Here is a 15312-nt window from a genome sequence, read left to right as displayed (position 1 = left end):
ATCTGCTCCCTCTCCCCTTTGGGGAGAGGGTTGGGGTGAGGGGCTGTTCCGGGCGGAGCATTGCTGGGCTGCCCCTCACCCCGCCCCTCTCCCCACAGGGGAGAGGGAGAAGGAAGACGCTTTCCCGTGGACGACGCCGGTCACCACGCTTACCCTTCCGCGGACGAGACACGGGGGAAACCGCGATCGCACTCTGGTTCTTCATCTCAATCGGTTTCAGTGCGGCGGGCTACGCGCTCTATCTCGCGGGGCTGCAGCGTCATCTGGTCGAGCCCAATCGCGCGTCGTGGCTGATCTGGAGCGCCGCGACCGGGGTCGAGGCGACCACCTACGCCGCGGTCAATCCGCATGCTCCGCAAAGCCTCGTCTTCGGCGGCTCGGCGATCGCGTGCGTCGTCGTCACGTTGGTCATGTGGCAGCGATCGCGGTGGCGCGCGCCGACCCCGAGCGAAACCTTGTGCATGGCGTTCGCGTTCGCCGCGATCCTGCTGTGGGTCGCGTTCCACGAGACCTTCTGGGCGCACATGCTGGTAGTCGCCGCGGTGCCGATCAGCTTCTGGCCGACCTGGCAAAGCGTCCGGGAGGATCGCACGCGCGAACGCTCGCCCGCCTGGGGCCTGTGGACGTTCGGCGATCTCGCGACGCTGTTGCTGGCGACGCGGACGCAAGGCTCGGGGGTCGGCGAATACGGCTACATCGTCGTCGAGCTGCTCTGCCATGCGAGCGTGTGGTTGATGGTCGGACTGTCGACGATCAATCCGGCGCGATCGTTCGGGCTGCGGCTCGGCCGGTTCTTCGTCCTCGATTCCTACCGCTCGACGACCAACTTGTTCGCGGTCGGCAAGACGCATCTCGGCAAGACGGTGTATGCCGCGGTGGGGTTCGCCGCGGGCGAGACGGTCATCCGGTTTTCGGGGCGCCGGATCGCCGCGGACCGCGTGCCCGCAGCGATGCACGGGACCGCCGATCGCTTCATGCAGGTGACCGCGGGCAGCTTCATGGGACCGTCGGGGCGAATCGACGACCTGATCAACCACAGTTGTTCGCCCAACACCGGGCTTCGGTTCGTCGGCGACAATGTCTTGCTGGTGGCGATCCACGATATCGCGGTCGGCGAGGAGATCGCGTGGGATTATTCGACCACGCTCGCCGATCCCGGCTGGCAGATGCCGTGTGCGTGCGCGAGCGCGTCGTGTCGGGGGATCATCGGCGGGTTCGGCACGCTGCCGATCGCGCGCCAGCGCTGGTTTCTCGAGCAGGAGATGGTCGCACCGTATCTCCGCCCGGCGATTGAAGGCGCGCGCGCCGCCTGACCGGGCGTAACCCCGACCGCTGCTGCCTACGCCGCCTTCGCCATTCCGGCCGCCGCGCGGTGCACCGACAGGATCGCGACCGCGCCCAACCCCGGACCGTCGCTTTCGAGCCGCAACGATCCCTCCATCGCGGTCATCGAGTTGGCGCACCAGTGCAGCCCGAGGCCGCCGGACTTGTGATGCCGCGTCGAAAACCCGCGTTGGAAAAGGTTTGGCGCGAGGTCGGGGGCAAACCCCTCGCCATCATCGCGGATCACGATCGTGACGTGGTCATCCTGTTCGACGATCGACGTCATGATCGATCCGCTGCCGAGCCCGCGCGCGACGATCGATTCGGATGCGTTGCCGAACAGGTTGCCGATCACCTGACTGAGGATCACGCGGCTGGCCATCACCAGGATCGGCCCGGCGGGAAAGCTGAACGCGATCGAGACATTCTGCGAATAGCGCGCGATCGTCGCGTTGCGCGCGATGATGTCGGCGACATCGCACTGTTCCAGCGTCGGCCGCTCGTGCGCGGCCTTCTGCTGCTGGCCGATGATCTCGAGGACATGCGCCATCGCTTCGCGCCCGACCGCGAGTTCGCGGCGCGTTGCCTCGCGGTTGGCCGATTCCGCCTCGACCGCGGCGGCGACGAACGCGACCAGTTTGCGACGGCGCGCCTCGGGAACGTCGGTGCGGACGAGTTCGGCCAGCGCGCGGTCGACGGTGGTGCGCTCGATCGGCGGGGCCTGCGCGATGCCCTGGCTGAGGATCGTGCTGATCGGGTTCAGCGCGTTGCGGACGTTGTGCATCACCGCGACCGCACTTTCGCTGCGCCCGAGGTCGAAGGACTGCACCTCGATCTGCTCGCGAAGGTCCTTCAGCTGCCGGAGCATCGCGTTGAAGCTGCGACCGAGCGAACCGATCTCGTCGCGACGTCCATGCTCGCTCAGCAGCGCCAGCGAGCCCGACGCGCGCACCCGCTCCATATGGCTTTCGACGCGGTGCAGCGGACGCAGCACGAGCCGGGTAATCGTCCGTCGCAGGACGGCCAGCACGAGCAGCAACAGGACGGTCGACCCGGCGACCGCGAGCAGCAGCATGCGGCGGCCGAGTAGGGATACGTCGCGTCTCACGCTGAACCGCGTGCTCGCGACGCCGCGGCCGTCGGCACCTTTCATCGGCACCGCGATCGTCAGGATACCGGTGCGCGGCGTCACGGTTTCGGCGATCCCCGCCGCGTTCAGATCGATCCGGGCGTCGAGCTGGAGCAGGTCGGAAATCTGCTGCGAGGTGATGACCCGCGCCATCAGCACATAGCCGCGCGGCGCGCCGCTGCCGTCCGAGCGGCGCACGCGGGCGATTCCCACCGCCGCGACGCTGTCACCGATCCGCGCGTAGAACCGCCCCGAACTCCGCCCTTGCAGCGCCGCCATGAGATTCGTCCTGGCGATCGTCGCGATCAGCTGGCGACGCATCGCCGGCCGCTCGACGCCGCTGACCGGATCGCGCCAGCGAGCGATGACGATCCGGCCGTCGGGCGCGACATAGGCCATGCCATCGACGCCGATGTTGCTCATCGCCAGCGGCGAGAAGCTGTCGTTCTCGAATCGGGCGTGTTCGGCTCCCACGCGCCGAGGTGTCGCGTCGGGTTCCACCATATAGGCGTAGCTGTCGTTCCAGTCGCCATAGTCGCGCACCGCGCTTTCGACCTTGGCCTCGTATTCGGACAGTGCTGCGCGAGTCCGCTCGATATGCCCGGCGATCGCCTTGTCCTCGAGCTGGGTGAAGCTCGGCGTGATGATACCGGCGAGCAGCATCGTGATCGCGATCGCGGCGCACAGCCCGACCGCGGTCATGATCAGCACGAGCTTGGCGCCGAGCGATGCCGGACCGCGGACTCGCCTGAACCGCATCCCGAACCGTCGCACCAGGCCGACGGGAAGTACCGCCATCAGCCGCGCGTCCCGTTACCCGACCTGCGATACACCATCGGACCATCGCCCGCGGTGTCGTCGCTACCGCCGACGATCCGCGCATTGGCCATCTCCAGCGCGACCTCGGCGCTGACCGGACGCGAGAAGAAATAGCCCTGGAGATGGCTGGCACCGGCAAGGCGGAGCGCCTGGACCTGCGCTTCGGTCTCGACCCCCTCCGCGATGACGCCGAGCCCGAGTGCGCGACCGAGGTGGATGATCGAATGGACGATCGCCGCGCTTTCGCGTTCGCGGCCCATGCCGTCGATGAACGACTTGTCGATCTTGAGGCAGTCGAGCGCGAACTTGCGGATGTTGTAGAGGCTCGAATAGCCCGTCCCGAAATCGTCGAGCGCGATCCGGAAGCCCATCTGGCGGAGCTTGTAGAGCGTGTCGGCGGCGCGCTCGGCATCGTCGAAGATCGCGGTCTCGGTGATCTCGATCTGCAGACGCGCGGGCTCGATCCCGGCGCGCTGGACGCTCTGCATGATGTGCCCGACGAAATTCTGGCGGCGGAACTGGCGCGGGCTGAAATTGACCGAGACATATTGCCCGGGCCACTGCTTCAGGACCTGGAGCGCCTCGCCGAGCACCCAGTCGCCGAGTTCGTGGATGAGGTTCGATTCTTCCGCGATCGGGATGAAGGTGGCCGGGCTCATCGACCCGTATTCCCCGGTGTTCCAGCGGATGAGCGCTTCGAACCCGATCACCTCGATCGCGCTTCCCGAGACGATCGGTTGGTAGACCAGGCTGAGTTCGCCCTTGGCGATCGCCTGGCTGAGGCCGCCCTCGACCCGGCGACGAAAGCGGATGCCTTCGTCCATGCTCTCGTCGAACAGCCGGACGATCCCGCGACCGCCGCGCTTCGCGTCGTTGAGCGCGAGGTCGGCGCGGCGCATGACGTCGACCGGGTCGCCGCCCTGGCCGCCCTCGGTGACGACCAGCCCCGCCGATGCGCCGGCCTGGACCGAGTTGCCGAACACCTGGACGCTGACCGAACAGGCCGCGATGACCCGCTCGCACGCCATCACCGCCGCAGCCTCGCTCGAGGTTTCGAACAGGATACTGAATTCGTCGCCGCCGAGCCGTGCCACCAGCGCACCCTCGGGCGACGCGCGATTGAGGATCGCGCACATCTCGCGGATCAGCTCGTCGCCCGCCAGATGTCCGAGCGTGTCGTTGATGAGCTTGAACCGGTCGAGGTCGACCATCACGGTCGCGAACGCCCCCTGCGTCTTGGTGCGCTCGGCCAGCGCGCGAAGGAAGGCGAGACGGTTGGGCGCTTCGGTCAGCGAGTCATGCGTGGCGATGTGGATCGCGCGGCTTTCGTTCGCCGCCAGCTCGGCACCCTGCTCCTCGAGCCGGATGACCTGCGCCGCGAGCTGATCGCGTGCCGCCACCAGCTCGCGGTCGTTCTCCCAGCGCTTGGCGAGCGCGGTCGCAGTCTGCGTGATCTCGGCCACTTCGAACGGCTTGGCGATGTAGAAGATCTTGTCGGCGGGCCCGGCGACCTTGCTGATCTCGACCGGCGAGAAATCGGAAAATCCGGTGACGATGACCAGGTTTATCGCGGGATCGATCGCGCGGATCCGCATCGCGGTTTCGCGGCCGTCGATCCCCGGCGGCATGCGGACGTCGATGAACGCGACCGTGAACGGATCGCCGTCGGCGCTAGCACGCTCGACCGCCGCAACCGCATCAAGGCCCTGGTCGCAGTGCGTCAACGCGAACGCAGGGATCGCATCGGCGGTATCGCGCGCTTCGTCAGCTAGGGCGTCGCCGAACAACTCGGCCGCCATCGCACCCAGCGTGGCGGCGCCGATCGGATGCTGCCCGGCGAAGCTGCGCCGATAGCTGTCGTGCATCGCCGGCTCGTCGTCCACGATCAGAATACGCATCGATGTACCGCTCCATGTCGCACTTAGCAGGCCAAGCGTAACAGGCCGCCACTAAACGGTACTGCGCGATGCCCTTCTCTATTGACGCAAGCGGTAACGGAACGCGGTTAAGACGGTGTAAACGACGAGGCTAGTTGTTGGCCAAGTGCTTGAGCTCCCAGCACGATCGCGCCGAGCGGGCCGGCATTGTTGCCGAGCGCGGGCGGCACGATGAAGGTGTCGGTCAGCGCGACCTCGGGCAGCGTGATGTACCCGCCAAGGCTTCGCGTCATCGCCGCCCGAACGCGCGGGAACAGATGCGTCGCGCCCATCACGCCGCCGCCCATGACGATCCGCCGCGGGATGCCGGTCAGCACCAGCGTATGACAGAGTTGGCCGAGGGCGTCGGCGACGCCGTCCCAGACGGAATCCTCCGCCGGTGCCTGGTCGGCAGGTTTGCCGATCCGCGCGGCGATGGCGGGGCCCGATACGAGCCCCTCCAGGCAGGCGCCGTGGAACGGGCAATTGCCGACCCAGTCGTCGCCCCGGAACCGGACCGGACGGATATGGCCGAGTTCGGAATGCGTCAGCCCGTCGATCGGGCGGTGATTCGCGATCACCCCCACACCGACCCCGGTCCCGACCGTGACATAGGCGATATCGGGCAACCCGGTGGCGGCGCCCCAGCGCGCTTCGGCCAGCGCCGCCCCGACGACGTCGGTATGGAAACCGGTCGGCACGCCGTAGCGGCGATGCAACCGGCCGGCGATATCCGTCCCCGCCCAGCCCGGCTTCGGCGTCGAGGTGATGTGACCGTAATCGCCGGCATGACGATCGATCGACACCGGCCCGAAACTGGCGATGCCGATCGCGACGAACCCGCTCCACTGGTCGAGCACCGCCTCGATCGCCGCCAGCGTTTCCTCTGGGCGGGTGGTCGGGATGCGGACGGTCTCCTCGATCTGGTCGGGGCCGCGCGCGAGGATGCAGATGCATTTGGTGCCGCCGAGTTCGATCCCTGCGACCAAAGGTGCTTCCGTCATCCTGAACTCCCTACGCATTTACAGGCGCCCGCTTCCTTTGCCGGCGTCGTCCAGTCAAGAGGCTGGGCCGACCGCACTGTCCGGAACGACCGAAAACACCGATCACGCTCAACGATCTTTTCGTCCGCTATCGATCCGCGTGGTCGTGCGTTAGGGTAGTTCTCTCTTCCGCTTGCAGACAGGAATTTCCCGATGGCCAAGAAACCCCTCAAGATGCCGAAGGTCGATACGTCGGTCGAAGCACAGCCACAGTACAAGGTCGAGTATCGCGAGATCCAGCCTTACGGAACGCTGAAGCGCCTGCCGATCGCACTCGAGGACAACGCCCGTGCGCAGAGCGTGTCGATCCTCAACCAGGTTCTCGCCGATACGATGACCTTGCGCGACATGTACAAGAAGCATCACTGGCAGATGTCGGGCGCGACCTTCTATCAACTGCACCTTCTGCTCGACAAGCATTACGAAGAGCAGGCTGCACTGGTCGATCTCGTTGCGGAGCGGATCATGGCGCTGGGCGGTATCTCGATCGCGATGGCGCATGATGTTGCCGAAATGACGACGATCCCCCGCCCGCCCAAGGGTCGCGAAGACGTGCCGACGCAGCTTGCCCGGCTGCTCGAGGCGCACGAGATCATCTTGCGCCAGGCGCATGAAGGTGCCGAAGCGGCAGACGAGTCCGGCGACGACGGCACCAACGATCTGCTCGTCAGCAACATCGTGCGCACGCACGAGCCACAGGTCTGGTTCCTGGCGGAGCACCTCGCCGAGACCGAACTGGTCCGCAGCGACAAGTAAACGAAACGGGGTCCGATTGCCTGGCAATCGGACCCCGCATTCATCGCGTCACTGTTGCGACCCGGCGATCAGCGGGTCGCGTTGTACTTCAACTGATCGTCGGTGAGCTGGAAGCCGACCAACGCCTCGAAGCTCGCCCGCAGGACCGCCTGCCGGACTTCGGGGGTGCTCAGCGGATCGACCGCAGCATCCTGATCGCCCGCCTTGCGCTTGCGCGTCAGCTTCTCGCGAACATCGTCGGGCAGCGTCGCGGCGGCGCGCGAGATCGTCGACGATGCGGTTGCCGAGGTCGAGGCGAGCGCCTGACCGGCGGCGAAATGCAACGTCACGCGGCCGACGCGCTTGGCGACGACGGCGCTGCCGCCGCGCACGACGGTGATGAAATAGGGCAGCGTCACGTCGCGCGCACCCTCGGTACGGTTGCGGCGGGCGCGGATATCGAACGTGACGTTGGTGACGACCTGATCGGTCGCATCGGCGCAGGTCGAGCGGACGTTGGTCATCAGCGCGGCGACGTCGATCGCCGACTGGTCGCGGCTGGTGGTCGGATCGAACAGCGTGACGTCGCCCGTAGCGGCGGGGATCGCCACGGCCGGGCAGACCGAACGGACCGCGGAGATACCGCCGGTCGCGTCGACTTCGCCCTTGCCGGCGCATCCTCCTAAAAGAACAGCAACGGCCGATACGGCGAGGATGGGGGCTTTCACGGCGACGCTTACCTTCTCGAACGAGCGAAAGGGCCACCGCATGTCGCAAGCGGCCCCTGTCGCCGCGCACCATAGGAACCGGCTATCGTCCAGGCAAGCAATCGCGTAGAGGCAGCCGCATCATGAGCCCAATCGACAAGCCGCCGCTCGACCTGCTGATCGCAGCACCCCGAGGCTTTTGCGCCGGCGTCGACCGCGCGATCAGGATCGTCGAGCTGGCGATCGAGAAACACGGTGCGCCGGTCTACGTCCGCCACGAGATCGTCCATAACAAGTTCGTCGTCGACACGCTGAAGGCGCAGGGCGCGATCTTCGTCGAGGAACTCGACCAGGTGCCCGATGGCGCGCCCGTCGTGTTCTCGGCGCACGGTGTGCCGAAATCGGTGCCGCTCGACGCACAGAATCGCGGGCTCGAATATCTCGATGCGACCTGCCCGCTGGTCTCGAAGGTGCACCGCCAGGCCGAACGGCTGGTCGGCGCCGGACGGCACATCGTGTTCATCGGCCATGCCGGGCATCCCGAGGTGATCGGGACGTTCGGCCAGGTGCCCGAGGGCGCGATGTCGCTGATCGAGACCGTCGAGGATGCCGAGGCGTTCGCGCCCGCCGATCCGAACAACCTCGCCTTCCTGACGCAGACCACGCTGTCGGTCGACGATACCGCCGCGGTGGTGGCGACGCTGCAGCGTCGCTTTCCCGCGATGCTGCCGCCGCGGGGCGAGGACATCTGCTACGCGACGTCGAACCGCCAGACCGCGGTCAAGGCGATCGCGCATAACTGCGAGGCGATGCTGGTGATCGGCGCGCCCAATTCGTCCAACTCGGTCCGTCTCGTCGAGGTCGCCGAGCGCGAGGGAACGCGGGCCCGGCTGATCCAGCGGGCGAGCGAACTCGACTGGGATTTCCTGGCGGGTGTCCGCACGCTGGGGATCACCGCCGGCGCCTCCGCCCCCGAACTGCTGGTGCGCGAACTGGTCGAACGATTGTCGGAACGCTTCACCGTGACGGAGCGCGAGGTCGAGACGACCCGCGAAACGATCGCGTTCAAGTTGCCGCGTGGCCTGGAAGCCGCTGCTTAGGATGGGCGCCTAGCATGGCGGTCTATACGCAGGTCTCGGCCGAAGCGCTCGCGACCTTCCTCGCCGGCTTCGATCACGGCGAACTGGTCTCGTTCAAGGGGATCGCCGAGGGCGTCGAGAACAGCAATTATCTGGTCGACACGACCGCCGGACGCTTCATCCTGACGCTGTATGAGAAGCGCGTCTCGGCGGGCGACCTGCCGTTCTTCATGGCGATGCTCGAGCATCTCGCCTCCGACGGCAACCCGGTGCCGCGAGCGCTGGCGAACCGCGATGGCGTGCTGATCCACGAGTTGTGCGGGCGCCCCGCCTGCCTGATCGAGTTCCTGCACGGTGTGTCGGTATCGCAGCCGACCGCGGCGCAGGCCTATGCCGCCGGTGCGGCGATGGGGGCGATGCATGAGAGTCTGGCCGGGTTCGCGCTCGATCGGCCGAATACGCTGGGGCCGGCGGGATGGCAGGCGTTGCTGGCGCAGTGCGGCGACGATCTCGACACGATCGCGCCTGGCTTGTTCGATCGCGTGTCGACGGCGCTGGACGGCGTCGTCTCGGTCTGGCCGGAGACGCTCCCGCGTGCGGTGATTCACGCCGATCTGTTTCCGGACAACGTGCTGATGCGCGGCGATACGGTCGGCGGACTGATCGATTTCTATTTCGCGTGCACCGATATCCGTGCCTATGATCTGGCGATCATGCACAGCGCATGGAGCTTCGACGACCGTGGCGAGCGCTATGACGCGGCGGTGGGCGGCGCGCTGGTGCAGGGCTATGCGGACCGGCATCCGCTGTCGGACGACGAGCGGGCCGCATTGCCGATCCTGGCGCAAGGTGCCTGTCTGCGGTTCCTGCTGACGCGGGCGTGGGACTGGCTGAATACGCCGGCGGGTGCGCTGGTGACGCGGAAGGATCCGCTCGCCTATTGGCGACGCTACGAAGCTTACGCAAAGGACGATATGTTCGCATGACTGACGGCGAGATGACGAAGGTGGAGATCTTCACCGACGGCGCGTGCAAGGGCAATCCCGGCCCCGGCGGCTGGGGCGCGGTGATCCGCATGGGCGCGCACGAGAAGGAATTGTCGGGTGGCGAAACCCCGACGACGAACAACCGCATGGAGATGACCGCGGCGATCGAGGCCCTCAATGCGCTGACCAGGCCGTGCGCGATCACGCTGTATACCGACAGCAAGTACGTCATGGATGGCCTCACCAAATGGGTGAAGGGATGGCAGCGCAACGGCTGGAAGACCGCCGACAAGAAGCCGGTGAAGAACGCCGAACTCTGGCACGCGTTGCTGGCCGCGGTCGAGCGTCACAAGATCGAGTGGCAATGGGTCAAGGGCCATGCCGGCCATCCCGAGAACGAACGCGCCGACAAACTGGCGAGCGATGCCGCGGTGGCGGCAGGGCGGACCTGACCCGCGTCGTCCGGTCCGGCGCGGTCATGCCCCGACCACATCGCCGAACTGGGTGTCCTGCATAGGCTGGTCGTCGCGCCACGACGCGGAGTCGCGTTTCAGCGTCAGATTGATGATGACGATCCCAGCATAGGACGGCCGGGTCGGCTTCGGCAGATGCAGGACGCGGCGGCCCGACCGGTACGTCGCAAGCGCCGCCGCCTTGATCCGCCGGGCGGCATCCGTGCCGTGCCAACCGACGACCGCGACCGCGACGTGCGTCGCGTCGGTGATCGTGACGACCGCGTCACGGGCATGATCGCGCAACTGCTGCAACGACCGTGCGTGCCACGACGGCTGGTCGAACGCCGAGACGTCCGTCGAACGCCACGCGACTCGCATTCCTTCGGGGACGGCGGTCCAGCTATCGGCCGGCGACAATCCGCTTGATGGGTCGCTTGCCGGGTCGATCGACGGCCGGGCGGAGCGGATCAGGTCGTGTCGGCAGCGCTGGCACCGGCTGAACAGAAAGCCCTGGTTTTCCAGGACGAGCGGTGCGGCGACGTGCCCCGAGACGTGGCATAGCAGGTTCATGGCGATCCTCCTTGGTGATCGATGTATCGAGGTGCAGCGCGGCGAGGACGATCAGGTCGCTCGGCCCTTGTTCGAGCACCAGATCGAGATTCCAGACCTCGAAATGACGGCCCATGCCGATCAGCAGCGCGCGCTGGCGGATGCCGCGTCGCGACCGCATCCAGGGCGCGATCCGGATCCGTCCCTTGCCGTCCATCTGCGCGGGCGCGACGAACCCCAGCCGTCTTCGCAACAGCGCCTCGCGCGCCTCGCGCTCCCACCCGCCGAGCAGGGTGTCCTGGGGATCGTGATGATGCACCGCGACGCTGTCACGGTCGCAGACGATCATGCACGGGTGATCCGCATGCAGACCGACGAACAGATCATCGCGGATCGCGCGCGATTGTATCGCCACGCAGAAATGATCGGGTAAAGTCAGCTCGCCTTTCGCGTTGATCGTCGAAATCGAGCTGCCAACGAAGAAATCAACCATGCGCTACACACCGAAAAAGCTGGCTGCACTCTGCCAGCCCCGGAATTATCTCGCGTTAACCATATCGCGTATTTAACCTCGATTAAGTTTTTGGGACTAACCCGATCCTGTCGATTTCTGCGATGGACGATCGGAATTTTTTCCAATGGATTCGCGAATCTTCACATCACTTCGGTATACGAAAATAGCGATGCAGCCACATCGGGCAGGATAAACCGCGCCGTTTTTACCGAAATCGAGCGTTATCTGCAGAACGAAACGAGCCCGGCTCGAGGCGAATTCCTCGATCGGAGACCTTCGACGGGGGCGCTGGCACGGCTCACGTGGATCGAGTCGATTGCGTTTTTGGCGAACCTTTCGCCTACGCTACAGCTCCCCGCCGAACGCGTACCGAGGCTCGCTCAAAACCGGTGGGGCGAATAGCGCGCCGGATCGATCGCCGCGACCGCCGGATCGGGCGCGATGCCGAGCACCAGGCTGGCGGCAAGCAACGCGGCAGCGGGCGCCGTCTGGATTCCGAACCCGCCCTGCCCCGCGCACCAGAAGAACGCGGGGGTATCCGGGTCGAAGCCGTAGATCGGCAGGCGGTCTGGGGCGAAGGTTCGCAACCCCGCCCAACGCCGCTCGATCGCCGCGACGCGCCAATCGACGACGCGTTCGAATCGGTCGACCGCGATCGCGATGTCGATTTCCTCGGGCGCGGCGTCGCAGGGAAGGGTTGGTGTCTCGTCATGCGGGCTGAGCCAGAGGCGACCGCCCGGTTCGGGCTTAAAATAGAACCGCCCTGCGATGTCGGCGATATGCGGCAAGCCTTCGGGCGCGCCGGGATCGGTACGCAGTTGGACCATCGTCCGGCGATAGGCTTGCAGGCCAAGCGGGCGGACGCCGGCCCGCACCGCGACCGCGTCGGCCCACGCGCCCGCCGCATCGACGATGACGCGAGCCTTGAACACACCGGCTTTGGTGTCGATCGTCCACACGCCGCCGACGCGAGTCGCGCCCGAGAAAGCGGCATCGCTGACGAAATCGACTCCCGTACGACGCGCGGTGGCGATGCTTTCGGCATGAAGTGCTGCGACATCGATATAGGCGCAGCTGGCCTCCTGCACGCCGAGCGTCCAGTCGGCGCGCAAGCCGGGGACGAACGCGGACGGATCGACTCGGTCGAGCGCGACGTCGCTGCCCGCGAATTCGGCCAGGAACGCGTCGATCGCTGCTTCGTCTTCGGCACGACCGATGTGGATCGAGCCGAGCGGCGCGAGATGCCCGCCCGCCTCGAGAAACGGACCCGACGCGGTCGTCAGCGGCTGGATATCGGGGCCGCCATAGGTTTCCGACCAGAACGCCGCCGAACGACCGGTGGCATGATACCCGGGGGTGTCCTCCGCTTCGAGCACGAGCACGCGCGCATGCGGACCAAGCGCCGCCGCAAGGCTCGCACCGGCCATGCCCGCCCCGACGATCGCGATGTCGTAAACGGGCGCCATCAGCGGAGCGGCACGCACGCCGCGAGAAACGAATCGATCGCCGACAGCGCACGGTCGCGAACGCCGTCGGCCTCGCGCAAAATCTCGTGCGCGGACTCGCGGCCGAACCGGACGACCTGAGCATCGGGCAAGCGTGCCGCCAGCCGGAGCGCAGCGCGCGGATCGACTAGCTTGTCGGCGTCGGCGATCAGCATCAACATGGGGATATCGGTCGACTCGATGCGGGGATCCTTCGCCAGCGCCGCCGCGCCTGCGAACCCCTGCGCGAGCCACGCCCAGCTGGGTGGGCCGAGTACCAGCTCCGGACACGTCCGCTGCCACCAGAGCTCGTCCTCGTAGCGCGCGGCGTCATGCGTCAACAAAGTCTGCCGCGACGCGACCGATCCGGGCCGCTCGTTGGTCCGCCAGGCCGCGCGCGCCGGATCGCCGCGGGCCGCCATCCATTGTGTCACCTTGCTGGCAAATCCCGTGCCGAACGGCGATTTCAGCCCGATCATCGGCGCCACGAGGATCGCCGCTGCCGGCTGGATCGACCGTGCCGCGAGCGTGCGCATCACCATCATGCCGCCCATCGAGTGGCCGAGCACCACGGTCGGCAGCGCCGCGTCCCGTGCATCCGCCGCCTGTCCAGCCTCCGCGCTCCAGTCCGCCCAGAACGCCGCGAAATCGCGGTCGTACACGCCGTAATCGCTGGCGTGGCCGACATGAGGATCGGCGGAAAGTCGCCCCGAACCGCCCTGCCCGCGCCAGTCGAACGCGGTCACCGACCAGCCCTGCGCGTGGAGATGCGCGAACGTTTCCAGATATTTCTCGAAGATATCCCCACGACCCGTCTGGAACAGGATACGCCCGCGCGGCGCCCCGGCGGACCAGTCGAATCGACGCAGCTTCCAGCCGTCCGGCGCGGTCCAATAGCCGATGCGAGCGCCGACCGGGATTGCCCGTCGCGCCGTACAAGCCTCGGTATCGCCGGTATTTTTGCGCGGCACGGTTACTTTTTCGAAAGCCATCTCCGTTAGGACTTAGCCGATGGGGTCCAACATTGCGCTTCCAATCTTGATTCTCGTGCTGGGGGGCCTGCTGGTCTCCGCCGGCATCGAGGACGTGCGGACTCGGGAAATCGCCAACTGGAAGAACGCCGCCGTCGCGCTGCTCGCGCCGGTCTGGTGGTATGCCAACGGCCTGGATGTCTGGCCCGACATGGCGCTCCAGCTCGGCGTTGCCCTGGCCGTGTTCGCCGTGTTTCTGATCGCGTTCCATTTCGGGATGATGGGCGGCGGCGACGTCAAGCTCATCGTCGCGCTCGCGCTGTGGCTGCCGTTCCCGGCGTTCCTGTCGATGCTGATGATCATGTCGATCGCCGGCGGGATCGTCACGATCGTCATGATGATCGAGCGCACGATCAAGAAGAATACCGGACAAATCGAGGTTCCATATGGGGTCGCTATAGCATTCGCCGGTATTCTCGCACTCCGCGAACCACTCCTTAACCAGTTTCAGTGATGATTAACCTCGGAACGAACACCGGGCGCCTGAAAGGCACGATGTAGTCATGGACAGCCGCAAGATAATTCTGCTGGTAGGCGCGCTTATAGTCGCGGCCGTAACAGCCTTCTTTGCCAGAACGCTTGTGGCGGGAAGTTCGGCACCGCAAGCCGGTGCCTCCGCAATGGCCGCGCCGGCCGTCGACGGGCCCGAAGTGCTCGTCGCGACGCGCTCGCTGCCGGTCGGCACGATCCTCGACGCGACCGCGCTGAAGTATCAGCCCTGGCCCAAGGAACTGGTCGACAACGCCTATTACCTCAAGGACAAGACCAACCTCCAGTCGTTGCAGGGCACGGTGGTGCGCAGCATCATCACGGCGGGACAACCGGTAACGCAGGGTGCGCTGGTGAAGCCGGGCGACCGCGGATTTCTCGCCGCGGCGCTCGGCCCCGGCATGCGCGCGGTTTCCGTCCCCGTTTCGGCGCAGGCCGCGGTTGCAGGCTTCGTCTTTCCGGGCGACCGCATCGACCTCGTCCTGACGCAGAACGTCGCCGGCGGCGGCGATGGCCAGCCGCTCAAGGTGTCGGAAACGATCATGCGCAACATCCGCGTGCTCGCCACCGACCAGCGTACCGACAATCTGGTCGGCGAGGACGGCAAGACCAAGGTCCAGACCTTCTCGAACGTGACGATCGAAGCGACCCCCAAGATGGCGGAGCAGGTCGCGGTCGCGCAGACGCTCGGCACACTGTCGCTGTCGCTGCGCTCGATCGCGGACAATTCGGCCGAACTCGAGGAAGCGATCGCATCGGGCGCGGTGCACGTGCCCAACGGTAACGATCCGAAGGCCGAGAAGGCGATGATGGTCCGGCTCGCGAGCCAGCCATCGGCCGGTGCGGGAAGCTACCAGACCGGCGCCGACGTGTCGCGCTACCAGCGCAGCTCGGTCCCTGGAAAGCCGGCCGCAAGTGTCGGCGGACAAGGCGGGATGCCGATGATGCCGGTCGCAGGACCCACGACGGGTGCAGTCGCCGTGCAAGGGCCGATCGTGCGGGTGGCGCGCGGCAACGCAATGACCGTCGTTCCGGTCGGGGGGAAGAATTGAA

General features: G+C 66.5%; 15 protein-coding genes. 7 read left to right on the top strand and 8 right to left on the bottom strand.

Annotated features, from left to right (window positions below; genetic code table 11):
* The first annotated feature begins 35 nt into the window (after positions 1–35).
* Complete coding sequence (locus tag ASF09_RS00950; RefSeq protein ID WP_235529481.1) at positions 36–1313, top strand: SET domain-containing protein; 1278 nt, start codon at positions 36–38, stop codon at positions 1311–1313.
* 26 nt (positions 1314–1339) lie between these two features.
* Here the strand turns inward: ASF09_RS00950 and ASF09_RS00945 are convergent, their stop codons facing one another.
* The 3 genes from ASF09_RS00945 to ASF09_RS00935 form a co-directional block, all read right to left on the bottom strand.
* The gene (locus ASF09_RS00945) at positions 1340–3250 is read right to left on the bottom strand and encodes a CHASE4 domain-containing protein (RefSeq protein ID WP_060523927.1); all 1911 of its coding nucleotides are present in this window, start codon (positions 3248–3250) and stop codon (positions 1340–1342) included.
* Entirely contained in the window at positions 3250–5169 is a 1920-nt protein-coding gene (locus ASF09_RS00940) for a putative bifunctional diguanylate cyclase/phosphodiesterase (RefSeq protein ID WP_060523925.1), read from the bottom strand. Before ASF09_RS00940 ends, ASF09_RS00945 begins: the two co-directional genes overlap by 1 nt.
* A 107-nt stretch (positions 5170–5276) precedes the next feature.
* The gene (locus tag ASF09_RS00935; protein WP_060523924.1) at positions 5277–6191 is read right to left on the bottom strand and encodes an ROK family protein; all 915 of its coding nucleotides are present in this window, start codon (positions 6189–6191) and stop codon (positions 5277–5279) included.
* A 192-nt stretch (positions 6192–6383) separates the two neighbouring features.
* Here ASF09_RS00935 and ASF09_RS00930 point away from each other — a divergent pair, with 192 nt between their 5' ends.
* Entirely contained in the window at positions 6384–6986 is a 603-nt protein-coding gene (locus ASF09_RS00930) for a Dps family protein (RefSeq protein WP_056047308.1), read from the top strand.
* A 68-nt stretch (positions 6987–7054) separates the two neighbouring features.
* On the opposite strand, the gene ASF09_RS00925 is transcribed toward ASF09_RS00930, so the two are convergent.
* A complete protein-coding gene (locus ASF09_RS00925) occupies positions 7055–7735 on the bottom strand; it encodes a hypothetical protein (protein WP_235529480.1) in 681 nt (226 codons plus the stop codon).
* An 80-nt stretch (positions 7736–7815) separates the two neighbouring features.
* Here ASF09_RS00925 and ispH point away from each other — a divergent pair, with 80 nt between their 5' ends.
* Genes ispH through rnhA form a run of 3 tightly spaced genes read left to right on the top strand, consistent with a single transcriptional unit; the run spans position 7816 to position 10189 of the window.
* Positions 7816–8772 carry a 4-hydroxy-3-methylbut-2-enyl diphosphate reductase gene (ispH, locus tag ASF09_RS00920; protein ID WP_056047305.1) on the top strand — a complete coding sequence of 319 codons (957 nt, stop codon included), beginning with the start codon at positions 7816–7818 and terminating at the stop codon, positions 8770–8772.
* A 14-nt stretch (positions 8773–8786) separates the two neighbouring features.
* Positions 8787–9737, top strand: a complete 951-nt coding sequence (gene thrB / locus ASF09_RS00915) for a homoserine kinase (protein ID WP_060523923.1) — start codon at positions 8787–8789, stop codon at positions 9735–9737.
* Positions 9734–10189 (top strand): ribonuclease HI, encoded by a 456-nt coding sequence (gene rnhA, locus ASF09_RS00910; RefSeq protein WP_056047298.1) that lies wholly within the window; start codon positions 9734–9736, stop codon positions 10187–10189. The genes thrB and rnhA overlap by 4 nt, the downstream gene beginning before the upstream one ends.
* Before the next feature lie 24 nt (positions 10190–10213).
* On the opposite strand, the gene ASF09_RS00905 is transcribed toward rnhA, so the two are convergent.
* The 4 genes from ASF09_RS00905 to ASF09_RS00890 all read right to left on the bottom strand — a co-directional run bounded on the left by ASF09_RS00905 (position 10214) and on the right by ASF09_RS00890 (position 13710).
* Positions 10214–10609 (bottom strand): hypothetical protein, encoded by a 396-nt coding sequence (locus tag ASF09_RS00905; protein ID WP_060523922.1) that lies wholly within the window; start codon positions 10607–10609, stop codon positions 10214–10216.
* A complete protein-coding gene (locus tag ASF09_RS00900; RefSeq protein ID WP_060523917.1) occupies positions 10593–11234 on the bottom strand; it encodes a division/cell wall cluster transcriptional repressor MraZ in 642 nt (213 codons plus the stop codon). The genes ASF09_RS00905 and ASF09_RS00900 overlap by 17 nt, the downstream gene beginning before the upstream one ends.
* A gap of 401 nt (positions 11235–11635) precedes the next feature.
* The gene (locus ASF09_RS00895) at positions 11636–12721 is read right to left on the bottom strand and encodes an NAD(P)/FAD-dependent oxidoreductase (RefSeq protein WP_060524843.1); all 1086 of its coding nucleotides are present in this window, start codon (positions 12719–12721) and stop codon (positions 11636–11638) included.
* The gene (locus ASF09_RS00890) at positions 12721–13710 is read right to left on the bottom strand and encodes an alpha/beta fold hydrolase (RefSeq protein WP_060524841.1); all 990 of its coding nucleotides are present in this window, start codon (positions 13708–13710) and stop codon (positions 12721–12723) included. Before ASF09_RS00890 ends, ASF09_RS00895 begins: the two co-directional genes overlap by 1 nt.
* Before the next feature lie 40 nt (positions 13711–13750).
* Here ASF09_RS00890 and ASF09_RS00885 point away from each other — a divergent pair, with 40 nt between their 5' ends.
* Positions 13751–14224 (top strand): A24 family peptidase, encoded by a 474-nt coding sequence (locus tag ASF09_RS00885; RefSeq protein ID WP_060523915.1) that lies wholly within the window; start codon positions 13751–13753, stop codon positions 14222–14224.
* Positions 14225–14273: 49 nt separating this feature from the next.
* The gene (gene cpaB / locus ASF09_RS00880; RefSeq protein WP_060523913.1) at positions 14274–15311 is read left to right on the top strand and encodes a Flp pilus assembly protein CpaB; all 1038 of its coding nucleotides are present in this window, start codon (positions 14274–14276) and stop codon (positions 15309–15311) included.
* Position 15312: the final 1 nt, after the last annotated feature.

Source organism: Sphingomonas sp. Leaf242, from assembly GCF_001422045.1.
Taxonomy (GTDB): Bacteria; Pseudomonadota; Alphaproteobacteria; order Sphingomonadales; family Sphingomonadaceae; genus Sphingomonas.
This window is presented reverse-complemented; position numbering and strand designations above follow the sequence as displayed.

Coding starts and splice junctions, on each gene's coding strand:
- ASF09_RS00945 (WP_060523927.1), bottom strand. CDS start 3,250: ATGGCGGTACTTCCCGTCGGCCTGGTGCGACGGTTCGGGATGCGGTTC.
- ASF09_RS00940 (WP_060523925.1), bottom strand. CDS start 5,169: ATGCGTATTCTGATCGTGGACGACGAGCCGGCGATGCACGACAGCTAT.
- ASF09_RS00935 (WP_060523924.1), bottom strand. CDS start 6,191: ATGACGGAAGCACCTTTGGTCGCAGGGATCGAACTCGGCGGCACCAAA.
- ASF09_RS00930 (WP_056047308.1), top strand. CDS start 6,384: ATGGCCAAGAAACCCCTCAAGATGCCGAAGGTCGATACGTCGGTCGAA.
- ASF09_RS00925 (WP_235529480.1), bottom strand. CDS start 7,735: ATGCGGTGGCCCTTTCGCTCGTTCGAGAAGGTAAGCGTCGCCGTGAAA.
- ispH (WP_056047305.1), top strand. CDS start 7,816: ATGAGCCCAATCGACAAGCCGCCGCTCGACCTGCTGATCGCAGCACCC.
- thrB (WP_060523923.1), top strand. CDS start 8,787: ATGGCGGTCTATACGCAGGTCTCGGCCGAAGCGCTCGCGACCTTCCTC.
- rnhA (WP_056047298.1), top strand. CDS start 9,734: ATGACTGACGGCGAGATGACGAAGGTGGAGATCTTCACCGACGGCGCG.
- ASF09_RS00900 (WP_060523917.1), bottom strand. CDS start 11,234: ATGGTTGATTTCTTCGTTGGCAGCTCGATTTCGACGATCAACGCGAAA.
- ASF09_RS00895 (WP_060524843.1), bottom strand. CDS start 12,721: ATGGCGCCCGTTTACGACATCGCGATCGTCGGGGCGGGCATGGCCGGT.
- ASF09_RS00885 (WP_060523915.1), top strand. CDS start 13,751: ATGGGGTCCAACATTGCGCTTCCAATCTTGATTCTCGTGCTGGGGGGC.
- cpaB (WP_060523913.1), top strand. CDS start 14,274: ATGGACAGCCGCAAGATAATTCTGCTGGTAGGCGCGCTTATAGTCGCG.